The 22,131-nt window shown below is 65.4% G+C and carries 23 protein-coding genes; 15 read left to right on the forward strand and 8 right to left on the reverse strand.

All coding sequences use genetic code 11. The features are described from left to right. Positions 1-184: 184 nt before the first annotated feature. The 3 genes from hpf (at position 185) to hprK (ending at position 2,320) form a co-directional block, all read left to right on the forward strand. Positions 185-532 (forward strand): ribosome hibernation-promoting factor, HPF/YfiA family, encoded by a 348-nt coding sequence (gene hpf, locus BMW28_RS09030; RefSeq protein ID WP_091816977.1) that lies wholly within the window; start codon positions 185-187, stop codon positions 530-532. A gap of 198 nt (positions 533-730) precedes the next feature. Next, complete coding sequence (locus BMW28_RS09035; protein ID WP_091816867.1) at positions 731-1,198, forward strand: PTS sugar transporter subunit IIA; 468 nt, start codon at positions 731-733, stop codon at positions 1,196-1,198. Between the two features lie 162 nt (positions 1,199-1,360). Beyond that, positions 1,361-2,320 (forward strand): HPr(Ser) kinase/phosphatase, encoded by a 960-nt coding sequence (hprK, locus tag BMW28_RS09040; protein ID WP_091816869.1) that lies wholly within the window; start codon positions 1,361-1,363, stop codon positions 2,318-2,320. A 94-nt stretch (positions 2,321-2,414) separates the two neighbouring features. On the opposite strand, the gene BMW28_RS09045 is transcribed toward hprK, so the two are convergent. The 3 genes from BMW28_RS09045 to BMW28_RS09055 all read right to left on the reverse strand — a co-directional run bounded on the left by BMW28_RS09045 (position 2,415) and on the right by BMW28_RS09055 (position 5,490). Next, a complete protein-coding gene (locus BMW28_RS09045; protein WP_091816872.1) occupies positions 2,415-3,830 on the reverse strand; it encodes an alanine/glycine:cation symporter family protein in 1,416 nt (471 codons plus the stop codon). Between the two features lie 110 nt (positions 3,831-3,940). Next, the gene (gene dprA / locus BMW28_RS09050; RefSeq protein WP_091816875.1) at positions 3,941-5,062 is read right to left on the reverse strand and encodes a DNA-processing protein DprA; all 1,122 of its coding nucleotides are present in this window, start codon (positions 5,060-5,062) and stop codon (positions 3,941-3,943) included. After that, positions 5,059-5,490, reverse strand: a complete 432-nt coding sequence (locus BMW28_RS09055) for a hypothetical protein (RefSeq protein ID WP_143280572.1) — start codon at positions 5,488-5,490, stop codon at positions 5,059-5,061. The genes dprA and BMW28_RS09055 overlap by 4 nt, the downstream gene beginning before the upstream one ends. 307 nt (positions 5,491-5,797) lie before the next feature. Between BMW28_RS09055 and def the strand changes: the two genes are divergently transcribed. From def to fdxA, 7 genes are all read left to right on the forward strand, one after another. Beyond that, complete coding sequence (gene def, locus BMW28_RS09060; RefSeq protein WP_091816878.1) at positions 5,798-6,322, forward strand: peptide deformylase; 525 nt, start codon at positions 5,798-5,800, stop codon at positions 6,320-6,322. Between the two features lie 19 nt (positions 6,323-6,341). Beyond that, the gene (gene fmt, locus BMW28_RS09065) at positions 6,342-7,430 is read left to right on the forward strand and encodes a methionyl-tRNA formyltransferase (RefSeq protein ID WP_091816881.1); all 1,089 of its coding nucleotides are present in this window, start codon (positions 6,342-6,344) and stop codon (positions 7,428-7,430) included. 4 nt (positions 7,431-7,434) lie between these two features. Further along, positions 7,435-8,262 (forward strand): AzlC family ABC transporter permease, encoded by an 828-nt coding sequence (locus BMW28_RS09070; RefSeq protein ID WP_234970099.1) that lies wholly within the window; start codon positions 7,435-7,437, stop codon positions 8,260-8,262. Next, positions 8,259-8,615 carry an AzlD domain-containing protein gene (locus BMW28_RS09075; protein WP_091816883.1) on the forward strand — a complete coding sequence of 119 codons (357 nt, stop codon included), beginning with the start codon at positions 8,259-8,261 and terminating at the stop codon, positions 8,613-8,615. The genes BMW28_RS09070 and BMW28_RS09075 overlap by 4 nt, the downstream gene beginning before the upstream one ends. A gap of 163 nt (positions 8,616-8,778) precedes the next feature. Next, positions 8,779-9,975 (forward strand): branched-chain amino acid ABC transporter substrate-binding protein, encoded by a 1,197-nt coding sequence (locus tag BMW28_RS09080; protein ID WP_091816886.1) that lies wholly within the window; start codon positions 8,779-8,781, stop codon positions 9,973-9,975. Positions 9,976-10,192: 217 nt separating this feature from the next. Then, a complete protein-coding gene (locus tag BMW28_RS09085) occupies positions 10,193-10,669 on the forward strand; it encodes an RrF2 family transcriptional regulator (protein WP_091816888.1) in 477 nt (158 codons plus the stop codon). Between the two features lie 37 nt (positions 10,670-10,706). Then, on the forward strand, positions 10,707-11,051 hold the full coding sequence (gene fdxA, locus BMW28_RS09090; protein ID WP_091816890.1) for a ferredoxin FdxA: 345 nt from the start codon (positions 10,707-10,709) through the stop codon (positions 11,049-11,051). A gap of 7 nt (positions 11,052-11,058) precedes the next feature. On the opposite strand, the gene BMW28_RS09095 is transcribed toward fdxA, so the two are convergent. Next, positions 11,059-11,538, reverse strand: a complete 480-nt coding sequence (locus tag BMW28_RS09095; protein WP_091816893.1) for a universal stress protein — start codon at positions 11,536-11,538, stop codon at positions 11,059-11,061. Positions 11,539-11,851: 313 nt separating this feature from the next. On the opposite strand from BMW28_RS09095, the gene BMW28_RS09100 reads away from it, so the two are divergent. The 4 genes from BMW28_RS09100 (at position 11,852) to fba (ending at position 17,416) form a co-directional block, all read left to right on the forward strand. Further along, a complete protein-coding gene (locus BMW28_RS09100; RefSeq protein WP_091816896.1) occupies positions 11,852-13,045 on the forward strand; it encodes a phosphoglycerate kinase in 1,194 nt (397 codons plus the stop codon). A gap of 335 nt (positions 13,046-13,380) precedes the next feature. Further along, positions 13,381-14,499: a fatty acid desaturase gene (locus tag BMW28_RS09105; RefSeq protein ID WP_200785773.1), complete on the forward strand. Its 1,119-nt coding sequence runs from the start codon at positions 13,381-13,383 to the stop codon at positions 14,497-14,499. Positions 14,500-14,736: 237 nt separating this feature from the next. Continuing rightward, on the forward strand, positions 14,737-16,206 hold the full coding sequence (gene pyk, locus BMW28_RS09110; RefSeq protein WP_407640947.1) for a pyruvate kinase: 1,470 nt from the start codon (positions 14,737-14,739) through the stop codon (positions 16,204-16,206). 145 nt (positions 16,207-16,351) lie between these two features. Then, positions 16,352-17,416, forward strand: a complete 1,065-nt coding sequence (fba, locus tag BMW28_RS09115; RefSeq protein ID WP_091816901.1) for a class II fructose-bisphosphate aldolase — start codon at positions 16,352-16,354, stop codon at positions 17,414-17,416. Positions 17,417-17,575: 159 nt separating this feature from the next. Here fba and BMW28_RS09120 read toward each other — a convergent pair whose 3' ends face one another. Then, entirely contained in the window at positions 17,576-18,757 is a 1,182-nt protein-coding gene (locus BMW28_RS09120; RefSeq protein ID WP_091816904.1) for an AAA family ATPase, read from the reverse strand. Between the two features lie 195 nt (positions 18,758-18,952). Here BMW28_RS09120 and BMW28_RS09125 point away from each other — a divergent pair, with 195 nt between their 5' ends. Next, a complete protein-coding gene (locus BMW28_RS09125) occupies positions 18,953-19,735 on the forward strand; it encodes a histidine phosphatase family protein (protein ID WP_091816907.1) in 783 nt (260 codons plus the stop codon). 47 nt (positions 19,736-19,782) lie between these two features. Here BMW28_RS09125 and BMW28_RS09130 read toward each other — a convergent pair whose 3' ends face one another. The 3 genes from BMW28_RS09130 to BMW28_RS09140 form a co-directional block, all read right to left on the reverse strand. Further along, a complete protein-coding gene (locus BMW28_RS09130) occupies positions 19,783-20,601 on the reverse strand; it encodes a MetQ/NlpA family ABC transporter substrate-binding protein (protein ID WP_091816908.1) in 819 nt (272 codons plus the stop codon). A gap of 47 nt (positions 20,602-20,648) precedes the next feature. Beyond that, on the reverse strand, positions 20,649-21,290 hold the full coding sequence (locus tag BMW28_RS09135; protein WP_234970103.1) for a methionine ABC transporter permease: 642 nt from the start codon (positions 21,288-21,290) through the stop codon (positions 20,649-20,651). 71 nt (positions 21,291-21,361) lie between these two features. Next, positions 21,362-22,102: a methionine ABC transporter ATP-binding protein gene (locus tag BMW28_RS09140; protein ID WP_091816914.1), complete on the reverse strand. Its 741-nt coding sequence runs from the start codon at positions 22,100-22,102 to the stop codon at positions 21,362-21,364. Between the last annotated feature and the right edge of the window lie 29 nt (positions 22,103-22,131).

Consider the following 22,131-nt stretch of genomic DNA (forward strand, 5'->3'; position numbering starts at 1 on the left):
ACCTGCCCCCCATTAACCCTGAGATGGATCAAGAAATATTTCTGTCATCTTGTCTTTTGCGGGGGGTGGCCGCATAGTAGAGACAACGGACGGGCGGTTGTGACGGCAGCCTCCCGCCGGGCGGTTCCGACCTGCGAGGCGAACCGGAATTGAAGTGCAAGGCCCCAAGGCCAAGGAGGACTTTATGAATCTGACCATCAGTGGACATCACCTGGAAGTGACCCCTGCCCTGCGCGACTACGTAACCACCAAGCTTGATCGCATCACCCGTCATTTCGATCAGGTCGTCGACGTTCGCGTTCTGCTATCCATCGACAACACCAGCGACAAGGATCGCAAGCAGCGTGCCGAGTGCAATATCCGCGTCAAGGGAAGCGACATCCATGCCGAGAGCAATCAGCAGGACATGTACGCTGCCATCGATGACTTGATGGACAAGCTCGATCGCCAGATCATCCGCCACAAGGACAAGCTGACGACGCACAATTCCGAGGCCCAGCGCCGCATGATGCAGGAAATGCAGCAGCAGTAATCCGGGTCTGATCCAGGATGCAGCCTGATGCCGTCGCGTCAGGCTGTTTTGTTTTTGTCACAGGCCTGGTCGCTCCCCTCCCTCCCGAAAGCGGCGTTCTGGCGGCCTTGTCCGACAAGGCGTGTCATGCATGACAGGGTTTTCACCGAGCAAAGTTTTACAATGTGTGCATAATCGGGCAAAGTCTGCATTAACCCAATGAATCGTCTAGCCTCCATCCTGCCAGCCTCACAGGTCGTCGTCGACGTCGACGTCACCAGCAAAAAGCGCGCCTTCGAAGAAGTCGGCCTGCTGTTCGAAGACCTGCACAACCTGAGCCGTGCCACTATCACCGACAGCCTGTTCGCGCGCGAACGGCTGGGTTCCACCAGTCTTGGTCACGGGGTGGCCATTCCGCATGGCCGCATCAAGGGCCTGAAGGCGCCCATGGCGGCGCTGTTCCAGCTGGCACGCCCCATCGGTTTCGACGCACCGGACGACAACCCGGTCAGCCTGCTGATCTTCCTGCTGGTACCCGAAACCGCCACGCAGAAGCACCTCGAGATCCTGTCCGAGATCGCCGAAATGCTCAGTGACAGCGAACTGCGCGAAAAACTGATGACCACGCACGACTCGCTGGCCCTGCACCAGCTGGTGTCGGACTGGCAGTCCATCCACCCGAACTGACGGCGCGGCTGCGGACATCGATGAGGCGAACCTGCGGGTTCGCCTTTTTCATGGGCGCTTGCCGGCCCGGCGTGCAGCGGGCCGCTGGGTTACATTAGGTGGTGAAGCTGCGGCCCGGCCAGTCCGGTGCCGTATTTTTCCTGTTTTTGCGTGATTGCCGCCATGAAACACACCGTCATCAGTGCCGACGTGCTGTTCGAAGATTTCCGTACCACCCTGCGCTGGCAGTGGCTGGCCGGGCTGGGCGCCTCGGAGCGGCGCTTCGAGGAAGTGGCGGTAATGGAGGCGGCCTCGGGTGCCGACCTGGTTGGCTACCTCAACTACATCCACCCCTACCGCGTGCAGGTGCTGGGCGAGCGCGAGGTGCACTACGTGACCAAGGCCACGCCCGAGGATGTGGCACGCCGCATTGCCCGCATCGTCACGCTGGAGCCGCCGGTGCTGATCGTGGCCGACGGCCAGACGCCGCCCGAGGCATTGCTGCAGATGTGCGAACGGGCGCAGATTCCGCTGTTTGCCACGGATGAGCGCGCCGCCTACGTGATCGACCTGCTGCGCACCTACCTGTCCAAGCACTTCGCCAACCGCGACACCATGCACGGCGTGTTCCTGGACATCCTGGGACTGGGCGTGCTGATCACCGGCGAGTCGGGCCTCGGCAAGAGCGAACTGGGTCTGGAACTGATCACGCGCGGCAATGGTCTGGTGGCTGACGATGCGGTGGATTTCTACCGCATCAACCAGACCACCATCGAGGGCCGCTGCCCCGAACTGCTGCAGAACCTGATGGAGGTGCGCGGCATCGGCCTGCTGGATATCCGCGCCATCTTCGGCGAGATTGCGGTGCGCCGCCGCATGCGCCTGCGGCTGATCGTGCACCTGGTGCGCAAGGAAACGCTGGAACGCGACTACGAGCGCATGCCGACCGAACCGCTTTACCAGGACGTGCTGGGCGTGCCGATCCGCAAGGCGGTGATCCAGGTGGTGGTGGGCCGCAACATTGCCGTGCTGGTCGAGGCGGCCGTGCGCAGCACCATCCTGGAGCTGCGCGGCATCAACACCTACGAGGAGTTTGCCGCGCGCCAGAGAGCCGCCATGCTCAGCGGCTTCCAGGACGACTGAGGGGTGGATGCCCGGCGGGTGCCGGGCGCTTCAGCGTGGCGGCTCCGGGCCAGCCAGCACATCGACGCCCGGCATGCACCGGGCGTTTGCCGTATCAGCTCCGGGTCGGCTTCTGCCACATGCCGGGGTCGAGCTGGTCGGCCACTTCCGGTAGGTCGGAGGCGTGGAAGTGCGGCAGCTGGCCGGCACGCTGCTGGGCCAGATACTGGCGCAGCAGCTTCACCACCAGACCCGACAGCAGCACGATGGCCACCAGGTTGATGCTGGCCATCAGGCCCATGGCCGCGTCGGCGGCATCGAACACCACGGCCACCGTCTGCACCGCGCCCCACAGCACCATGCCCAGCGCCAGCAGGCGCAGCGTGGTGATGCCGGCGGGCGTGGCCAGCTTCAGGTAGGTCAGTGCGTTCTCGGCATAGGCATAGTTGCCGATGATGGAGGTGAAGGCGAAGAAGAAGATCGCCACGGCGATGAAGTAGCGGCCGGCATCACCAATGTGCGCCGTCATGGCGGCCTGCGTCAGCGCCATGCCGGTCAGGTCACTGCCGGGCTGCAGCACGCCGGAGAGCAGGATCATCACGGCGGTGGCCGTGCACACCAGCAGCGTATCGATGAACACGCCCAGCGACTGCACGAAGCCCTGTGCACAGGGGTGGTGCGGGTTCGGGGTGGCCACGGCGGCAATGTTGGGGGCCGAGCCCATGCCGGCCTCGTTGGAGAACAGGCCGCGCTTGATGCCGTTGAGCATGGCACCGGCAATGCCGCCGGCCGCCTGCTCGATGCCGAAGGCGCTCTTGACGATCAGCGCCAACATGCCGGGCACGGCGTCGTAGTTGACGATCAGCACGTAGATGGCCACCAGCAGGTAGGCGCCGGCCATGAAGGGCACGATGTACTCGGCCACGCGCGCGATGGTGCGGATGCCGCCGAAGATGATGACGGCAGCCAGCAGCGCCACGGCACCGCCGGTGACCAGCTTGGGCACCTCGAAGGCGCCCTGCATGGCTTCGGCAATCGAGTTGGACTGCACGGCGTTGAACACCAGGCCGAAGGCCAGGATCAGGCACAGGGAGAACAGCGTGGCCGCCCACGGGGCCTTCAGGCCGCGCGCGATGTAGAAGGCCGGGCCGCCGCGCAGCTGGCCGTGTTCGTCACGCACCTTGTAGAGCTGGGCCAGCGTGCTTTCGGCAAAGGCCGTGGCCATGCCGACCAGCGCCACCATCCACATCCAGAAGATGGCGCCGGGGCCGCCCAGGGCAATCGCCACCGCCACACCGGCCAGGTTGCCGGTGCCCACGCGCGAGGCCAGGCTGGTACACAGCGCCTGGAACGGCGTGATGCCGCCGGAATCCTGCTCGGGCGAGCGCATGACCGAGCGGATGAACTCGGGGAAATGGCGGAACTGCAGAAAGCCCAGCCGGAAGGTGAAGAAGAGGCCCACGGCCAGCAGGCCATAGATGAGGACGTAGCCCCAGAAGACGGTATTCAGAAAATCGATGATGGCGGTCATGTGCTCCCTTTCGTTATGCTTGTGGCGACCGAAAAATGGGGGGACTATAGGCCGCCTGATGGTATTTGTCTCAAAATGCCGTCAAACCGGATTGATAATTTTTCACGTTCTCAGGCGCTGGCCATGCGCTGGAACAGTCCGCCGGGCAGGCGGCCCACCTCTCCGTCCAGTTCGAGCTCGAGCAGGCGCGCCTGCAACGTGGCGGTGTCCATGCCGGTGCGTGCCAGCAGGGCGTCCAGGCTGACCGGGTCATAGCCGAGCGCTTCCAGCACGGGGTCGTCATGGGTGCGCTGCGGCAGAGCGGGGGCGTCACGCCGCACCAGTCCGGGCCGCAATTCTTCCAGCACATCTTCCGCCGATTCCACCAGCTTGGCGCCCTGGCGGATCAGCGCATGGCAGCCGCGCGACTGCGGCGAGTGGATGGAGCCGGGAATGGCAAACACTTCCTTGCCCTGCTCGCTGGCCAGCCGTGCCGTGATCAGCGAGCCGGATTGCGGCGCGGCTTCCACCACCAGCACGCCATGGCTGAGTCCGGCGATGATGCGGTTGCGTTGCGGGAAGTGGTGCGCCAGCGGCGGTGCGCCCAGCGGACACTCGCTCAGCAGCACGCCGGTTTGTGCGATGCGGTGGGCCAGTTCGCGGTGCTGGCGCGGGTAGACCCGGTCCAGCCCGGTGCCGACCACGGCGATGGTGGAGGGGCCGGCGTGCAGCGTGGCATCGAAGCCGCTCAGGGCCCCTTCATGCGCTGCCGCATCCACGCCGAGCGCCAGACCGGACACCACCGTCCAGCCCAGATCGGCAAAGGCACGCGCAAACTGGCGCGCATTGATGGCGCCCTGCGGCGTGGGATTGCGGCTGCCCACCATGGCCATGCCCTGGCTGGCAGCCAGCCGGTCCACCTGGCCGAGCCCATACAGCAGCACGGGCGGGTCGGCCATCTGCAGCAGCGAGGAGGGATAGTCCGGGCTGCCGAGCGTGAGCAGGCGGCGTTGCAGGCCGTCGTCCTGTTGCAGCCAGGCCCAAGTGGTGTCGATCAGGGCCAGTGTTTCGGGGGCGGGATTGCGCAGGGCCTCGGCCTGGCGGCTGCTCACGACCTGCTCCAGGGCCGGGCGCGATTGCGCCACGATCTGTTCGGGCAGGCCGAAGGCCGCCAGCAGGCGCCGTGCGCTGTCGGGGCCGATGCCATCGGCTTGTACCAGTTGCAGCCAGGCTGCCAGTTCTTCGCGGGTCATGGGTGGGGACAGGGGAAAGGGGAGTCGCCGGCAGTATCCCGCGAGGCAGGCACACTGTCCAACGCCAGCAGCAGATCGCCGGGGCGAATGGCATCCGCAGCCTGCACGATGTCGACCATGGCTTGCGGCGTGGCGGCATGCTGCGTTGCCAGGCGGGCGGTGCCGATCGGCTGGACCAGCACGGTATGCGGACTCGTGGAGGCGGTATTCGCGCTTCGCCAGGCCGAACCGGCCCCGGCTGATGGGGGCAGTGTGCGCAGGATGCGGTAGTGAACTGCCATGGGCGAAAGACACCCGTCAGCAGGAAGCGAAGCCGGCTCCTGCTTCGGCCACTGCACAAGCACCCGGTCGCCCGTTGCAAGCAGGCTGCGCATCTCGCTGCCGCTGGCCAGGATGCGCCCAGCACGGGCATGGGTCTCTGCATCCATCCAGAAGGGCGCAGGGCCGGCATGGGCTGTTGCCCAGGCGGCCGTCAGCAGGAAGGCACACGGCAAGCGCAGAAGCCGGTGCCTGGCTCGTGTACGGAACAGGGGTGAAATAAATATAGTCATAAAGTATCAATTATGCTGCATTTCCACCGCCAAACAGGAAAAACACACTGAAGCCGACCACTCCACTCACCCGTCTTTGCCGCCCACCCCAACGCGATTTCTCGATTCGCGCGAAAATGCAGGGATTCGCGCGCCCGGCGTGGCGCTGCTGCATTCCCGAACCCAACCGTTCCCTCGTATATCCATGGCCCTGCTTCCCATCCTCGTCTATCCCGATCCCCGCCTCAGCACCGTGGCCAAGCCTGTTGCCGCCGTGGATGACCGTCTGCGCGGCATCATCGCCGACATGTTCGAGACCATGTACGAGGCCAAGGGCATCGGCCTGGCGGCCACGCAGGTGGACGTGCACGAGCGTCTTGTGGTGATCGACGTCTCCGAAGAACGCAACGAGCGCCTGGTGGTGATCAACCCCGAGATCGAGTGGATGAGCGAGGAGCGTATCAAGGGCGACGAGGGCTGCCTGTCGGTGCCCGGCATCTACGACGGCGTGGAGCGTGCCGAGCGCATCCGCGTGCGCGCACTGGACGAGAATGGCAACAGCCGCGTGATCGAGGCCGAGGGCCTGCTGGCGGTGTGCCTGCAGCACGAAATGGATCATCTGGCCGGCAAGGTGTTCGTCGAATACCTGAGCCCGCTCAAGCGCAACCGCATCAAGACCAAGCTGGCCAAGGCGCAGCGCGAGGCCGAGCGCGAAGCGCGCGCCCAGTAACCCGGCAAAGGCAGTTCCCATGAAAGTCGTTTTCGCCGGCACGCCGGAGTTTGCCCAGGTCGCGCTCGAGCGCCTGCTGGCCGCCGGTTTCGAGGTGCCGCTGGTGCTGACGCAGCCGGATCGCCCCGCCGGTCGCGGCATGAAGCTGCAGGCCTCGCCCGTCAAGCAGACGGCGCTGGCGCACGGCATTCCCGTGGCACAGCCGCTCAGCCTGCGTCTGGACGGCAAGTATCCCGACGATGCCGCTGCCGCGCGCGAGGCGCTGCTGGCGGCACAGCCCGATGTGATGGTGGTGGCCGCCTACGGCCTGATCCTGCCGCAATGGGTGCTGGACTTGCCGCGCCTGGGTTGCCTCAACATCCACGCCAGCCTGCTGCCCCGCTGGCGCGGCGCCGCGCCCATCCACCGAGCCATCGAGGCCGGCGATGCGGCCACTGGCATCACCATCATGCAGATGGATGCGGGGCTGGATACCGGCGACATGCTGCTGGTGGAGCAGCTGCCCATCGCGGCGGATGACACCACCGCCACCCTGCACGACAAGCTCGCCACGCTCGGTGGCCGCCTGATCGTGGAGGCGCTGGAACTGGCCGCTTGCGGCGGTTTCCGTCCGGTCAGGCAGCCCGAAGCGGGCGTGACCTACGCACACAAGATCGAAAAGGCCGAAGCGCTGGTCGACTGGAACCTGCCTGCCGAACAGATCGGCCGCCGCGTACGCGCCTTCAACCCTTTCCCGGCGGCGCTCACCCATGCGCGTACGCCGGAAGGCAAGAGCGAACCGGTCAAGATCTGGCGTGCGCAAGTGTCCGGCATGCCTGTGCTGGCGGCAGCCCGGCCGGGGGAGGTGCTGGCGCTGGATGCCCAGGGCATCCATGTTGCCTGCGGTAGCGACAGCGTCCGCAATCCGGAAAGCCTCCTTGCCAACAGTCCGGTCGTCACGGCGCCTGATTCCGAGCCGCGTGGCGACGCCGGGCCGCAGCCCAAGGGCCAGCGCTCTGCCCTGTGCCTGACCGAACTGCAGCGCGCCGGCGGCAAGCGCCTGCCGGCAGCCGACTGGCTGCGCGGTTTTGCCCTGCCGGTCGGCAGCCTGCTCGGCGCGCAGGACTGACACCATGCCCCCCGCCACTACTGTGCAGGCGCTGCCCCGCGTCCCGGCACCGCGTGACCCGGTGCAGGAGCCGCGCGTGCTCTCGCTCGCCATGTTGCGCCAGCCGGCGTTCTGGGAGGGCTCGCGTGCCTACCGGCCGCTCTGGCTGGGCATTGCCTCCTGGGGCCTGATGACCGGCGTGGCCATGACCAACTCCGGCCTCAGCCTGTTCGAAGGCCTGCTGATGACGCTGCTGGTGTTTGCCGGTACGGCACAGCTGGCCGCCATCCCGCTGATCGCGGCCGGTGCCCCGGTGTGGGTGGTGCTGGCGGCGGCCTTCTGCGTGAACCTGCGTTTTGTCGTCTTCAGCGCCCATCTGCGCGAATATGTGCGGCATCTGCCGTTCCGCGAGCGCGTGCTGTTTGGCTATCTGTCCGGCGACATCAACTACGTGCTGTTCGTGCAGCGCTATCCGCATCCGTCCGATGAGCCGAAGCTGCGCGGCGAGCAGATTGCCTGGTATGTCGGCAGCACGGCGACCAACTATGTGGCCTGGTGCACCGCCTGCACGCTGGGCGTGCTGGTGGCGCAGGCGCTGCCGCTGTCCTGGGGGCTGGGCTTTGCCGGTACGCTGGCCGTGCTCGGCGTGCTGTGCGCCACGCTGGACAACCGCATGCGCATTCTTGCCACCACGCTGGCGGGCGGCGTGGCGGTGCTGGCCTGGAACCTGCCACTCAAGCTGAACCTGGTGGCCGCCATCGTGGTGTCGGTGGCCGTGTGTCTGGCGCTGGAATACACCGTGCTGCGCCGCAGCTCGGACGAGCGCGACGCCCGTACGGAGGCGCGCCGATGAGCCTCGACCCTACCCTGCCCGGCCAGACCGACTGGATCACGCTGCTCATCATCCTGGGTCTGACCGTGGTCACCATCGTCTCGCGCAGCCTGTTCTTCCTGTCCAGCCGCGAGCTGCCCATGCCGCGCTGGTTCAAGCGCGGCCTGCAGTACGCACCGGCGGCGGCGCTCGCCTCCATCGTCATTCCGGCCATCGTGATGACATCCGACAACCAGCTGGCCAGCTGGAACGATGCCCGTCTGTACGGCGCGCTGGCCGGCGCAGCCTGGTTCTTCTACCGCCGCAGCGTGATGGGCACCATTCTGGTCGGCATGGCCGTGTACCTGCCGCTGCACCTCGGTCTGGGCTGGTAATTTCTCCTGCGAACGACCGTGCGAAATACGGGATTGTGCTGACACGCAAATCCGGAAAAAGCCGGTTACACTGCGCTTTCATATTGCTTACGCGGGTACCGGCCCAGGAGGCTTGGTGCGCGCATGGCAATAGATCCCATATACCCCCTTAGGAGACAACCCCATGCAACGTTCCCTGACCCTGAGCCTGAATGTCCTGGCCCTGGCAGCCCTGGTCGCAGTCGCCGGCTGTTCCAAGCAGGAGCCGGCCGCCGGTGCCGCAACCAGCGGTGCAGCCCCGGCGGCGGCCACTGCCGATGCCGGCGCGGTTGAAGTGCCCTTCGGCACCGTCGGCCCCATTTCCGGCGGCATTGCCCACATCGGCAAGGACGTGGAAAACGGCGTGCGCCTGGCTCTGGACGAAGTCAACGCGAGCAAGCCCACCATCGGCGGCAAGCCGGTGCATTTCACGGTCGTGGCGGAAGACGATGCGGGCGATCCGAAGCAGGCGACCGCCGTGGCCCAGAAGATGTGCGACTCCAAGGTTGTTGCCGTGGTCGGCCACCTGCAGTCCGGTACCACCATTCCGGCTTCCGACATCTACGCCAAGTGCGGTATCCCCATGATTACCGCTTCGGCCACCAACCCGGACCTGACCAAGCCCGGCCACAAGAACGTGTTCCGCCTGATCGCCAACGACAACCAGCTGGGTGAAGCCGTGGCGGTTTACGCTGCCCAGAACGGCGTGAAGAACGTGGCCATCGTGGATGACCGTACCGCCTTCGGCCAGGGCCTGGCCGTGGTGTTCAAGGCTGCTGCCGACAAGAACGGCATGCAGGTCGTTGCCAACGAGTTCACCACCGACAAGGCGACCGACTTCATGGCCATCCTGACCGCCATCAAGGCCAAGAAGCCCGACGCCATCCTGTTCGGCGGCCTGGACGCCCAGGCCGGCCCCATGCTGCGCCAGATGGGCCAGCTGGGTCTGGACAACGTCAAGCTGTTCGGCGGCGATGCCATCTGTACCGAGAAGCTGCCCGAGCTGGCTTCCAACTCCAAGACCGTGGAGAACGTGATCTGCGCCACCGGCGGTTCTTCCGTGCAGAAGATGGCGGGCGGCCCCGAGTGGCTGAAGGGCTACGAAGCCAAGTACCCCAAGCAGTTCCAGATCTACAGCCCCTACGCCTATGACGCCACCCGCGTGCTGGTGGAAGCCATGAAGGCTGCCGACTCCACCGATCCGGCCGTGTACCTGCCCAAGCTGGCTGCCACCAACTTCAAGGGCCTGACCGGCGAAATCAGCTTCACCGACAAGGGCGAGCTGCAGAAGCCGGCCGTCACCCTGTACACCTACAAGGACGGCAAGCGCGTCGAGATGTAATGCCGCAGCTGCCGTGCTCCCCGTGAGCGCGGCAGGCTGACTCCTGCGCCGCACGGCGCACCGCCCTGGATGTACAGCGGACGGTGCCCGGGCGGTTTTTTTGTACCCGCAATAACCAGCCTGGCAGCGCGGCCTCCCGTTGACAGGCAGGGCTCACATAATAAGATGTATATCAAATATATCTTATGAAAACCGCACACTCCGCCCGAGGCCTGCCATGCGTCTTGCCACCATGACCGATTACGCCCTGCGCCTGCTGATGTACGTGGCGCAGCAGCCGGAGCGTCTGTGCAACATTGCCGAGATCGCCCAAGCCTATGGCGTCTCCGAAGCGCATCTGATGAAGATCACGCACCAGCTGGGCCGCCAGGGCTGGCTGGATACGGTGCGTGGTAAAGGTGGCGGCATCCGTCTGGCCGTGGCGCCTTCCGAGATCGGCATCGGCGCCGTGGTGCGCGGCATGGAGCCCGATTTCTACCTGGTGAACTGCCTGACGCAGGACGTGACCTGTGCCCTGGCCGGCAGCTGCCGCCTGACCGGCATCATGAGCGGCGCCCTGCAGCAGATGCTGGACTATTTCGACGACTACACCCTGGCCGACCTGTTGCCGCCCGATCCGGCCGAGTTTCCGGTGCAGCCGCCCGCCCCCTGGCAGCCGCCGCCTGCCATCCGGGTGCGCAACGCCCGGCGCTGAGCGCGCTCGCGCCGCATTCATCCACACGGAGAGAGCCATGACCCATGTCGTAACCGAAGCCTGCATCAACTGCAAATACACCGACTGCGTGGACGTCTGTCCGGTGGACGCCTTCCGCGAAGGCAAGAACATGCTGGTGATCGATCCGGACGAATGCATCGACTGCGCCGTCTGCATTCCGGAGTGTCCGGTCGCCGCCATCTTCCCGGAGGAGGATGTGCCGAAGGATCAGCGCAAGTACATTCCGATCAACGCTGATCTGGCGCGCAAGTGGCCGGTGATCGCGCGCACCCACGCGGCCCTGCCGGATGCGGACGACTGGGCCAAGGTGGAAGAAAAGGCGCAATTGCTGGACGAGCGCAGCGCCAAGGAACCGGACTGAACGGTGTTCAGGCCTCTTCCGGTCCGTCCTGCTCCTCGATGTCGTAGTCCTCGACTTCAGGCGGCTTGACCAGCAGCACCGGCACCGGCGAATCCTGCACCAGCTTGCTGGAGGTGGAGCCTTCCAGCGCCGTGCGCACAAGCCCCAGCGCGCGCGAGCCCATTACCACCATGTCGCAGCCGTAGGACTCGATCAGCTCCAGGATGGCCGGCACCGGATCGCCCGTGAGCACCGCCGTTTCATACGGCACGTTGAAGGACTCGAGCAGCTTGGCCGATGCCGCCATGCTGTCGGCACCCGCTTCCAGCGCCACGTTGGCCAGCATCTCCTGATCGTCGCGCGCCGTCAGGCGCTCGTAGAACGAGGCCGGCTCCTGCACGTTGGCCAGCACGAATTCGGCCTTCAGACCCTCCTGCACCAGACGCAGGGCGAAACGGGTTTCATGCAGCGACAGGGCGCTGCCATCGACGGGGAGCAGGATCTTCATGGCTTGTTCCTTCCTCAACGGGATTGCGTGCCGGACCAAGGCACGCCACAAGTCCATTGTGCCAGCGTGCGGGGCGCTCGCAGCGCGCTGCAGCGTAAAAGCCGTGTGGGCATGCGCACCGGGAAGCGGGGGCAGATCGGGAAAAGCTTGGGGAACCTGCGCACCAGAGCTTGCGGGATGGCGGCGGCCCACACTCCACCGCGAAACCGGTGCATCAAAAGCGTGCATCCGGGCTTGCGTGGGCCGGCTTGCTTCCTATAATCGCCGCAGTCATCCAGTTTTCATGATTTTCTGCCCTCCACAGGAACCCGCCATGCAATTCATCCGCTTCTCCGACCTCTGCGCCAACGGTCAGGCCAAGGGCAAACGCGTCTTCATCCGTGCCGACCTGAACGTGCCGCAGGACGACAACGGCAACATCACCGAAGACACGCGCATCCGCGCCTCCATTCCGGCCATCCGGATGGCGCTGGACGCCGGTGCGGCCGTGATGGTCACCTCTCACCTGGGTCGCCCGACCGAGGGCGAGTTCAAGCCGGAAGATTCCCTGTCGCCCGTGGCTGCGCGCATGTCCGAGCTGCTGGGCTGCGACGTGCAGCTGGTGAGCAACTGGGTGGACGGCGTGGAAGTGGAACCCGGTCAGGTGGTGCTGCTGGAAAACTGCCGCCTGAACGTGGGCGAGAAGAAAAACAAGCCCGAGCTGGCCGAGAAGATGGCCAAGCTGTGCGACATCTTCGTGCACGATGCCTTCGGCACCGCCCACCGCGCCGAGGGCACGACCTACGGCATCGCCCAGTTTGCCCCCGTGGCCAGCGCCGGCCCGCTGCTGGCCGCCGAGATGGACGCCATCAGCAAGGCCCTGGCCAATCCCAAGCGTCCGCTGATCGCCATTGTGGCCGGCAGCAAGGTCAGCACCAAGCTGACCATCCTGCAGAGCCTGGCCGACAAGGTGGACGGCCTGATCGTGGGTGGCGGCATTGCCAACACCTTCATGCTGGCCTCCGGCCTGCACATCGGCAAGTCGCTGGCAGAAGGCGACCTGGTGGAAGAGGCGAAGAAGGTGATCGAGGCCATGAAGGCGCGTGGGGCCGAAGTGCCGATCCCGGTGGACGTGGTGACGGCCAAGGAATTCAAGGCCGATGCCAAGGCCGAGGTGAAGGCTGCCACCGACGTGGCCGAGGACGACATGATCCTGGACATCGGCCCCAAGACGGCGCAGCTGCTGGCCGAGAAGCTCAAGGCCGCCGGCACCATCGTCTGGAACGGCCCGGTGGGCGTGTTCGAGTTCGACCAGTTTGCCAACGGCACCGAGACCATTGCCCGCGCCATTGCCGACAGCGATGCCTTCAGCATTGCCGGCGGCGGTGACACCCTGGCCGCCATTGCCAAGTACGGCATCGACAAGGACGTGAGCTACATCTCCACCGGCGGCGGCGCCTTCCTGGAAGTGCTGGAAGGCAAGACGCTGCCCGCGTTCGAGATCCTGGCCAAGCGCGCCAACGGCTGAAAAAGCCTTCCGGATCCGGGGCTTGGCTCCGGAATCCGGAAATAGCACGTTGGTGCTATTCTGACAGCGCCCGGGGAGAGCCGGAGCCGTCCAAGCTGGCGTCTACCATGGGAAAACCCGTAGAAAAGCGGTAAGCCCCGCCTTTCATGCTACCTTTCTTACCGGGGTGTTACGCGGGTATCCGGGTGCAGGGCTGGCATAAAACGTTCGGACTTCATAGAATGTAGGAGCAGTCCTATGTGCGGTAATGGGTTTGGTGCGCCTGTGCGTATCCCGGCCCACCGCAGGCCAGCGGGCTGCGCCCCGCACGCTGTTGTGCCTGTGTTGTACCGGATATGACTGAAACGACCACTGCTGTACCCCCCGCTCCGACCCCGATTGCCCCCAGCGAGCCGATGCCGCACCGCAAGGTGATCCGCTCCTGGACCAACCCGTTTGCCCAGCGCGACAACTGGCACGCCTTTGTGCTGCTGGTGCTGGACTACATCCTGTTTTCCGCCCTGATTGCCGGCGCCGTGCTGTTCGAAGCCTGGTGGCTGCAGCTGCTGAGCGGTCTGGCTGCCGGCTTCGTCATCGGCCGCCTGTTCATCATCGGCCACGATGCCTGCCACATGAGCCTCACGCCCAACCGCAAGCTCAACAAGTGGCTGGGCCGCATCGCCTTCATGCCTTCGCTCACCGCCTACAGCCTGTGGGACGTGGGCCATAACGTGGTGCACCACGGCTACACCTGCCTGAAGGGTGTGGACTTCGTGTGGGAACCGCTCACCAAGGAAGAATTCGACGCCCTGTCGCCCACGCAGCGCCTGCTGCAGCGCATCTACCGCAGCGGCTGGGGTGCCGGCATCTATTACATGATCGAGATCTGGTGGAAGCGCGAGTTCTTCCCGAACAAGACGCACATGCCCACCCGCCGTCCGGTCTTCTTCTGGGACAACATCCTGGTGGTGGCGTTCTGGATCGTCTGGGCCGTGGCCATCACGGCACTGGCGCTGGCTTTCGAACAGCCCGTGTGGCAGGCCTTCCTGTTCGGCATGGCTGCTCCGCTGATGTTCTGGTTCTACATGATCGGCTTCGTGGTGTACGTGCACCACACACACGAGAAGGTGACCTGGCAGAACGACAAGACGGCCTGGGGCAAGGCGGCACCCTTCGTGTCCACCACCGTGCACCTGACCTTCCCGTTCAAGATCGGCGCCGCCATGCACCACATCATGGAGCACACCGCCCACCACGTGGACATGAGCATTCCGCTGTACCAGTTGAAGAAGGCCCAGTCCAAGCTGGAAGAACTGCTGCCCGGCCGCATCGTGGTGCAGGCCTTCTCCTGGAGGTGGTACTTCGATACCGCCGCCAAGTGCAAGCTGTACGACTTCAAGCAGATGTGCTGGACCGACTTTGCTGGCCGTGCCACCAGCGTGCCCCGTACCGATGTGACGGTGGTGCCGGCCTGATGGCCCTGGTCTGACCGCTGCGCCCTGTGCGCACACCAAACCCGCCCGCTTTGTTGCTGGCGGGTTTTTTGTTGATGGGCTCCCTTGGGGAGCGGCTTTCCTTGTGTCGAGCGAGGACAGGGTGTGCGCAGGGGCCGACGTGCCGGATCGTGCTGCGGCGGTCATGCACCATAGGGATACCCGCCATCGGCATGTCATGGCGATCATGCAAGAATGACTGCTTCCCGCATCGCGGTGATGCGGGGCTATCAGAATCCGGATTCGCCCATCATGCGCCAGCACGTCACCAAGATCGTCGCCACCATCGGCCCCGCCTCCAGCACGCCCGAGATGCTGGAGGCCATGATCCAGGCGGGGGTGAGCGTGGTGCGCCTCAACTTCAGCCACGGCACGGCGCAGGACCATATCGAGCGTGCCCGCATGGTGCGCGAGGCCGCGCAGAAGGTGGGGCGCGAGGTGGCCATCATGGCCGACCTGCAGGGCCCCAAGATCCGTGTCGGCAAGTTTGCCGAAGGCAAGGTACAGCTGGAGACCGGCCAGCCCTTTGTGCTCGATGCCGCGCGCAGCGAGCCGGGCGACATCGGCGGTGTGGGGCTGGATTACAAGGAGCTGCCGAACGACGTCAAGCCTGGCGACATGCTGCTGCTCAATGACGGCCTGATCATGCTGAAGGTGGAGGCCGTGCGGGGTGATGCGGTGCACACCACGGTGGTGGAGGGCGGCGAGCTGTCCAACAACAAGGGCATCAACAAGCAGGGCGGCGGGCTGTCCGCGCCGGCGCTCACCGGCAAGGACATGGAGGACATCAAGACCGCCATGGAATTCGAGGCCGACTATGTGGCGGTGAGTTTTCCGAAAAGTGCCACCGACATGGAAATGGCGCGTCAGCTCTGCCATGTGGCGGGCGCCGGGCGTGGCCATCGTCCGTTCCTGATTGCCAAGATCGAGCGCGCAGAGGCGATTCCGCGGCTGGAATCCATTCTGCTGGCCAGCGACGGCATCATGGTGGCGCGCGGCGATCTGGCGGTGGAAGTGGGCAACGCGGCGGTGCCGGCGCTGCAGAAGCACATGATCCGCCTGGCGCGCCAGCTCGACAGGGTGGTGATTACCGCCACCCAGATGATGGAGAGCATGATCAGCAACCCGATTCCCACGCGCGCCGAGGTGAGCGATGTGGCCAACGCGGTGCTGGACGGCACCGATGCGGTGATGCTGTCGGCCGAAACCGCAGCGGGCAAGTATCCGCTGCAGACCGTGCGCGAGATGGCGCAGATCTGCGAGGCGGCGGAGCGCTTCGATCCGGCGGTGGCGACCGATGCCGACTTCACCGGCCAGAACTTCACCCGCATCGACCAGTCGATTGCGCTGGGCGCGCTGTTCACGGCGCAGCACCTGGGGGCCAAGGCCATCGTGGCGCTGACCGAATCCGGCTCCACCGCGCTGTGGATGAGCCGCCACCGCGTCAACATGCCGATCTATGCGCTCACGCCCAAGGTGGCTTCGCAGCGGCGCATGGCGCTGTACCGCAATGTGCAGACCATGCTGATGGACACCCACGCCGACCGCGACAGCGTGCTGCACCAGGCCGAGGCGCAGCTCAAGGCCGGTGGCGTGCTGCAGAGCGGCGACATCTACGCCATTACCTGCGGCGAGCCGATGGGCGCGCCGGGTGGCACCAACATGCTGAAGATCTGCCGCGCGGCCTGAGGTGCGCATGCCCCCGCATTGACCTGCGACAAGTCCCCGTTCGGGCCATGGCAGGCTAAAATGGCGAAAAATTCATCGCACTGACATCCTGGCCTGCCCCGGAGGGTGGGTCATATCGCTTTTCAACTTCTGAGGGGACTCTTCCATGGCACTCGTTTCCATGCGCGAACTGCTGGACCACGCCGCCGAAAACGGCTACGGCATCCCGGCCTTCAACGTCAACAACCTGGAACAGGTGCAGGCCGTGATGTCTGCTGCTGACGAAGTCGGCGCCCCGGTGATCCTGCAGGCCAGCGCTGGCGCGCGCAAGTATGCCGGTGAGCACTTCATCAAGTACCTGATCCAGGCCGCCGCCGAAGCCTATCCCCACATCCCGCTGGTGATGCATCAGGACCATGGCACCTCTCCCGCCATCTGCCAGGGTGCGCTGGACCTGGGCTTTGGCTCGGTGATGATGGACGGCTCGCTGCGCGAAGACGGCAAGACCCCGGCCGACTTCGACTACAACGTGGACGTGACCAAGCAGGTCGTGGCCATGGCGCACAAGATCGGCGCCACGGTGGAAGGCGAACTGGGTTGCCTGGGCAGCCTGGAAACCGGTGAAGCCGGCGAGGAAGACGGCGTGGGCGCCGTCGGCAAGCTGGACCACAGCCAGATGCTGACCGACCCCGAGGAAGCCGCCCAGTTCGTGGCCGCCACCCAGCTGGACGCGCTGGCGATTGCCATCGGCACCAGCCACGGCGCCTACAAGTTCACCCGTCCGCCCACAGGCGACGTGCTGGCCATCAGCCGCGTGAAGGAAATCAACGCGCGCATCCCCAACACCCACCTGGTGATGCACGGTTCCTCCAGCGTGCCGCAAGACCTGCTGGACATCATCAACCAGTACGGCGGCGCCATGAAGCAGACCTACGGCGTGCCGGTCAAGGAAATCCAGGAAGCCATCAAGTACGGCGTGCGCAAGATCAACATCGACACCGACATCCGCATGGCGATGACCGGTGCCTTGCGCAAGTTCATGGCCGAGAACCCCTCCAAGTTCGACATGCGCGAATGGATGAAGCCGGCGCGTGAAGCCGCCAAGGCCGTGTGCAAGCAGCGCTATCTGGAGTTCGGTTGCGAAGGCCAGGGCGCCAAGATCAAGGGCATCCCGATGAGCGTGATGGCCGAGAAGTACGCCAAGGGCGAGCTGGCACAGCAAGTGCGCTGAGCAGGGCGCGCCGTCGTGTGACGGCGCTGGCCTTGCGACACAGAGCCACCGAGGTGGGTCGTGGCCTCATTGCTTTTGGGCAATGGGACGCAGCCCGGCGGTGGCTTTTTTGCGTCTTCAGCGGTTGAACGCACACGCCCGCAGGCTGGGGCCTTGGCGTCACCCCTGCAGCCGAGCCTGCACCGCCTGGCTCTCCTTCCACGCCTGATGCACAAAGGGATCGGTGATGGCGTACAGGCCGTGTGCCTTGCGCAGCACGATGTTCTCGTCGAGCATGGCGTTGATGGTGGGTTGCACTTCCTCCATGCGCACGGGGCGGTGCAGGTGCTCGCCGTAGGCTTTCAGGGCGTCCGGGGTGAACAGGCCCTTGGATTCGCCGGCTTCGGTGGCGGCGATGCGGGCAAAAATGGCTTCGGCCAAGCCGCCCAGGCTTTCGAGCCGGCGCAGTTCTTCGCCGGCCAGGGCATTGCGCAGGGTGGAGGCGACTACCGGAAACACTTCGTCGGGCTTGAGTTGTGGTTGCTCCTGCAGGGCCACCAGCTGCTGGCGCAGGGCGCGCAGCATTTCTTCGGGGCGCTGGCCCAGTGTCTGGAAGCCGTGCCAGGCCACTTCGGGCGAGGGCATCTGCGGGCCCAGACCGCCGTCAGCCGCGTGCTGCAGCAGATGCTCCACATAATCCCGCCCCAGCAGCGGAAACGGCACGCTCACGGCGCCGGCAAAGGCCTGGTTGCGGCGTGCTGTCAGTTCGTTGACCATGGCGCGGTGCGAGCCGGTGCCCACGAAGTAGAAGCGGCCCTGCGATTGAGGATTCTGGTTGATGGCATCGCGCGCTGCCTTGAGCGCCAGCAGCAGGCCGTGGCCGTTCTCGGAGGTGATGGCGTGCTGCACCTCGTCGATGATCAGCACCACATCGGTTTGCGCCTGCTCCACGATGGCGGAAAGCGCCTGGGCCAGCGTGGTGCCGTCTTCCTTGCCCAGGCTGTCGAGCGAGAAGCCGAACTTGAAGCCCAGCGCGCCCACTTCGGCGCCCTTCACGCGCGCCAGCGTCCTGCGCATGCGCGAGCCCTGGTTCTGCAGTTCGGTCAGGGCCTGTTTGATGGCGGCATGCACCAGCGAAGAGGGCGAAGCCTGTACGTCGCTCCACAGGTCCACATAGATCACCAGCGCGCCCATGGCCTCCAGCGCGGGGATCAGGTCGTGCTGCAGAAAGGTGGTCTTGCCGGTGCGGCGCTGGCCGGAGAGGAACAGACCGGACTGCAGCGAGGCATCCAGCGGGCCGGGGCGCAGCAGTTGCGTGGCCATCTGGCGGCCCAGTTCGGGGCGGGGGTAGACGCTGGACATGGCGAATTTAGGGGAAATTATGAAATTCGAATAATTATAGGAATTGCATAAAAAATTTAATAGCCCTCATGGAAAACCAGAGCCGCCGGGAAAATCCCCAGTGAAGTCGGCGCGCCAGCCATGCACAGTGGATGGCGTCCTACCTTCGCCGGCACGCGTCCTGCGTACAGTCTGGCCTGTTGTCCTATTGCTGCCATGCTGCCTGTGTCGATCGTCAAGCACTCTTCTCCCACGCCCAGCGTGCTCTGGGTGGTACGCCACGGCCAGAGCGCCGGCAACGTGGCCAGCGATCTGGCCAACTCGCGCCAGTTGCCCATGCTCGACATCGCCACGCGCGACATGGACACGCCGCTCTCCCCGCTGGGCGAGCGGCAGGCGGATGCGCTGGGCTACTGGTTTGGCACACTGCCGCCGGAGGAGCAGCCCGATGTGCTGCTGTGCTCGCCCTATCTGCGTGCCGTCGAAACCGCACGCCGCCTGCTGCAGGTAGGCGAAATGCCGACCACGCTGCGCGTGGACGAACGCCTGCGCGAGAAGGAATTCGGTGTGCTGGACCGCTACACGCGCTACGGCATCCAGCAGAAGTTTCCGGACCTGTTCGAGCAGCGTGCGCATGTGGGCAAGTTCTATTTCCGTCCGCCCGGCGGCGAGAGCTGGTGCGATGTGATCCTGCGCCTGCGCAGCTTCATGGAGATGACGGCGCGCGAATACGACGGCCAGCGCGTGCTGGTGGTGGGGCACCAGGTGATCGTGAGCTGCCTGCGCTACCTGCTGGAGGGGCTGGCCGAGCAGGAGATCCTGGCAATCGACCGCGAGGGCGATGTGCCCAACTGCGGCGTGACCTCCTACCACTTCCATGCCGAGGGCTTTCGCGATGGCAGGCTGGTGCCGCGGTTGGTGAACTTCACGGCGCCGCTGGAGCAGGCGGGCACGCCGGTGACGGCGGCCAAGGATGTGCCGGCGGCGCCCAAGGCGTGAGGCAAGGGCTGCCGCGCGAGTGTCCGGCGCCCCTCAACACTGCGCCCTTACTTGCCCCACACCTGCGGCAGCTTGTAGCCCGGGAAGCGCTTGAGCGCATAGGCCTTGAACTCGGGCGACTGGTAGGCGGCAATCACGTCGCGCGCCCAGGGCTTGTTCACATCGGCGGTCTTGAGCACCCCCACGTTGATGTAGGCGTTGCTCTTCTCCTGATACAGCGCCGTGGTCAGCCGGATGCCGCTGCTCACCGCGTAGTTGCCGTTGATGACGGCAAAGTCCACGTCGGCGCGGGAACGCGGCAGCTGCGCGGCCTCCAGCGGGCGCAGCACCAGCTTGCGCGGATTGGCGGCGATGTCGCGCTCGGAAGCCGTCACCGGGTTGATGCCCGGCTTGAGCGAGATCCAGCCCAGGTCGGCCAGCATCACCAGCGCGCGCGCCAGGTTGCTCGGGTCGTTCGGCAGGCTGACGGAGCTGCCCAGCTTCACCTCGGCCAGCGACTTGCGCTTGCCGGCGTAGATGCCCAGCGGAGCGGTCGGCACCTGGAACACCGGCGTCAGGCGCAGCTTGTGCTGGGCGCTGAACTTGTCCAGATAGGGGCGGTGCTGGAACACGTTCACGTCGAGAGAACCTTCCTGCAGCGCCAGGTTGGGCCGCACATAGTCGGTGAATTCGACCAGCTTGACCTTGTAGCCCTGCTTTTCGAGGATGGGGCGGATGCCTTGCTTGACCTGGTCGCCGAAATCGCCCACGGTGGTGCCGATGACGATCTGCTTCTTGGCCGGGTCGGCCGCAAGAGCGGTGCCGCCGGCCAGCAGGGCGGTGGCGACGAGGGCGGAATGGATCAGGGTGCGTCTGGAATGCTGCATGGGGGTACTTCCTTTCAGGTAAACGGGAGAAATCGGGGGATGCGCGTTCAGCGCTTGTCGAGCCTGGCGGCGGCGTAGTTGCCGGCCAGCTGGATGCCCTGCACCAGCACGATCAGCAGCAGCGACATGGCCACCAGCACCACCGTGTCGTAACGCTGGTAGCCGTAGCGGATGGCCAGATCGCCAATGCCGCCGCCGCCCACCACGCCGGCCACGGCCGAGTAGCTCAGAAAACTGATGGTGAGAATGGTGAAACCTGCAATCAGCCCGGCGCGGGCCTCTACCAGCAGCACCTTCACGATAATCTGCAGCGGGCTGGCACCCATGGCCTGCGCGGCCTCCAGCACGCCGCGCGGAATCTCGCGCAGCGACTGCTCGGCCAGCCGGGCAAAGTAGGGAATGGCCGCAAATGACAGCGGCACGGCCGCCGCCAGCGGACCGATCGAGGTGCCCGCCACGATGCGCGTGAAGCCGCTCAGCACCACCATCAGGATGATGAAGGGGAAGGAACGCACCAGGTTTACCACCCAGCTCAGCACGCCGTGCAGCCAGGGATTGTCGGCCATGTTGCCGCGGCGGGTAAGGTACAGCAGCACGCCCAGCGGCAGCCCGAACAGCAATGCCGCGCCCAGGCCGATGCCCAGCATCAGCGCAGTCTCGATGGCGGCCTGAACGATCTCTTCCTGCATGTCGGCCAGATGCTCCCAGGCACCGGCCCAGGTGATGGGGGCGTCTTCTTCCAGATAGGTTTCGTCCATGCTCAGGCCTCCTCAAGCAGTGCGCGGGTTTGTGCGTGGTGGGTGGTGATGTCGCTGCCCTGCACTTCCACCACATCCACGATGCGGCCGGCCGACAGCACGGCAGCGCGCTGGCACAGGGCACGCACCACCTGCATCTCGTGCGTGACGATGACGATGGTCACGCCGAAACGCTGGTTGATGTCCTTGAGGCAGTCCAGCACCGACTGCGTGGTCTGCGGATCCAGCGCCGAGGTGGGCTCGTCCGCCAGGATCACGCTCGGGTGCGGCGCCAGTGCCCGCGCAATGCCCACACGCTGCTTCTGTCCGCCCGAGAGTTGGGCCGGATAGTGCCGTGCGCGCTCGGTAAGGCCGACAATCTCCAAACATTCATCCACACGGGCTCGGATGCGTTCGGCACTCCAGCCGGCAATTTCCAGCGGAAACGCCACATTGCCCGCCACCGTGCGGTTGGCCATCAGGTTGAACTGCTGGAACACCATGCCGATCTTCTGGCGCATCTGGCGCAGGCTGCGTGCATCCAGTTGCATCAGGTCCTGTCCGTCAATGCGCACCTGGCCCGCATCGGGCCGCTCGAGCAGGTTGATCAGGCGCAGCAGGGTGGACTTGCCTGCGCCAGACTGGCCGATCAGGCCGAAAATCTCGCCTTGCGCGATGCGCAGGCTGGTGGGGTGTACCGCATCGAACCACCCGCTGCCCTGTGGGGCCGGATAGCGCTTGCGTACGGATTCCAGTTCAATCATTTGCCGACTTCTTCTTGTTTCACGTGCCG

The organism is Allobrachymonas denitrificans DSM 15123 (assembly GCF_900110225.1).
GTDB classification, from domain to species: Bacteria; Pseudomonadota; Gammaproteobacteria; order Burkholderiales; family Burkholderiaceae_C; genus Brachymonas; species Brachymonas denitrificans.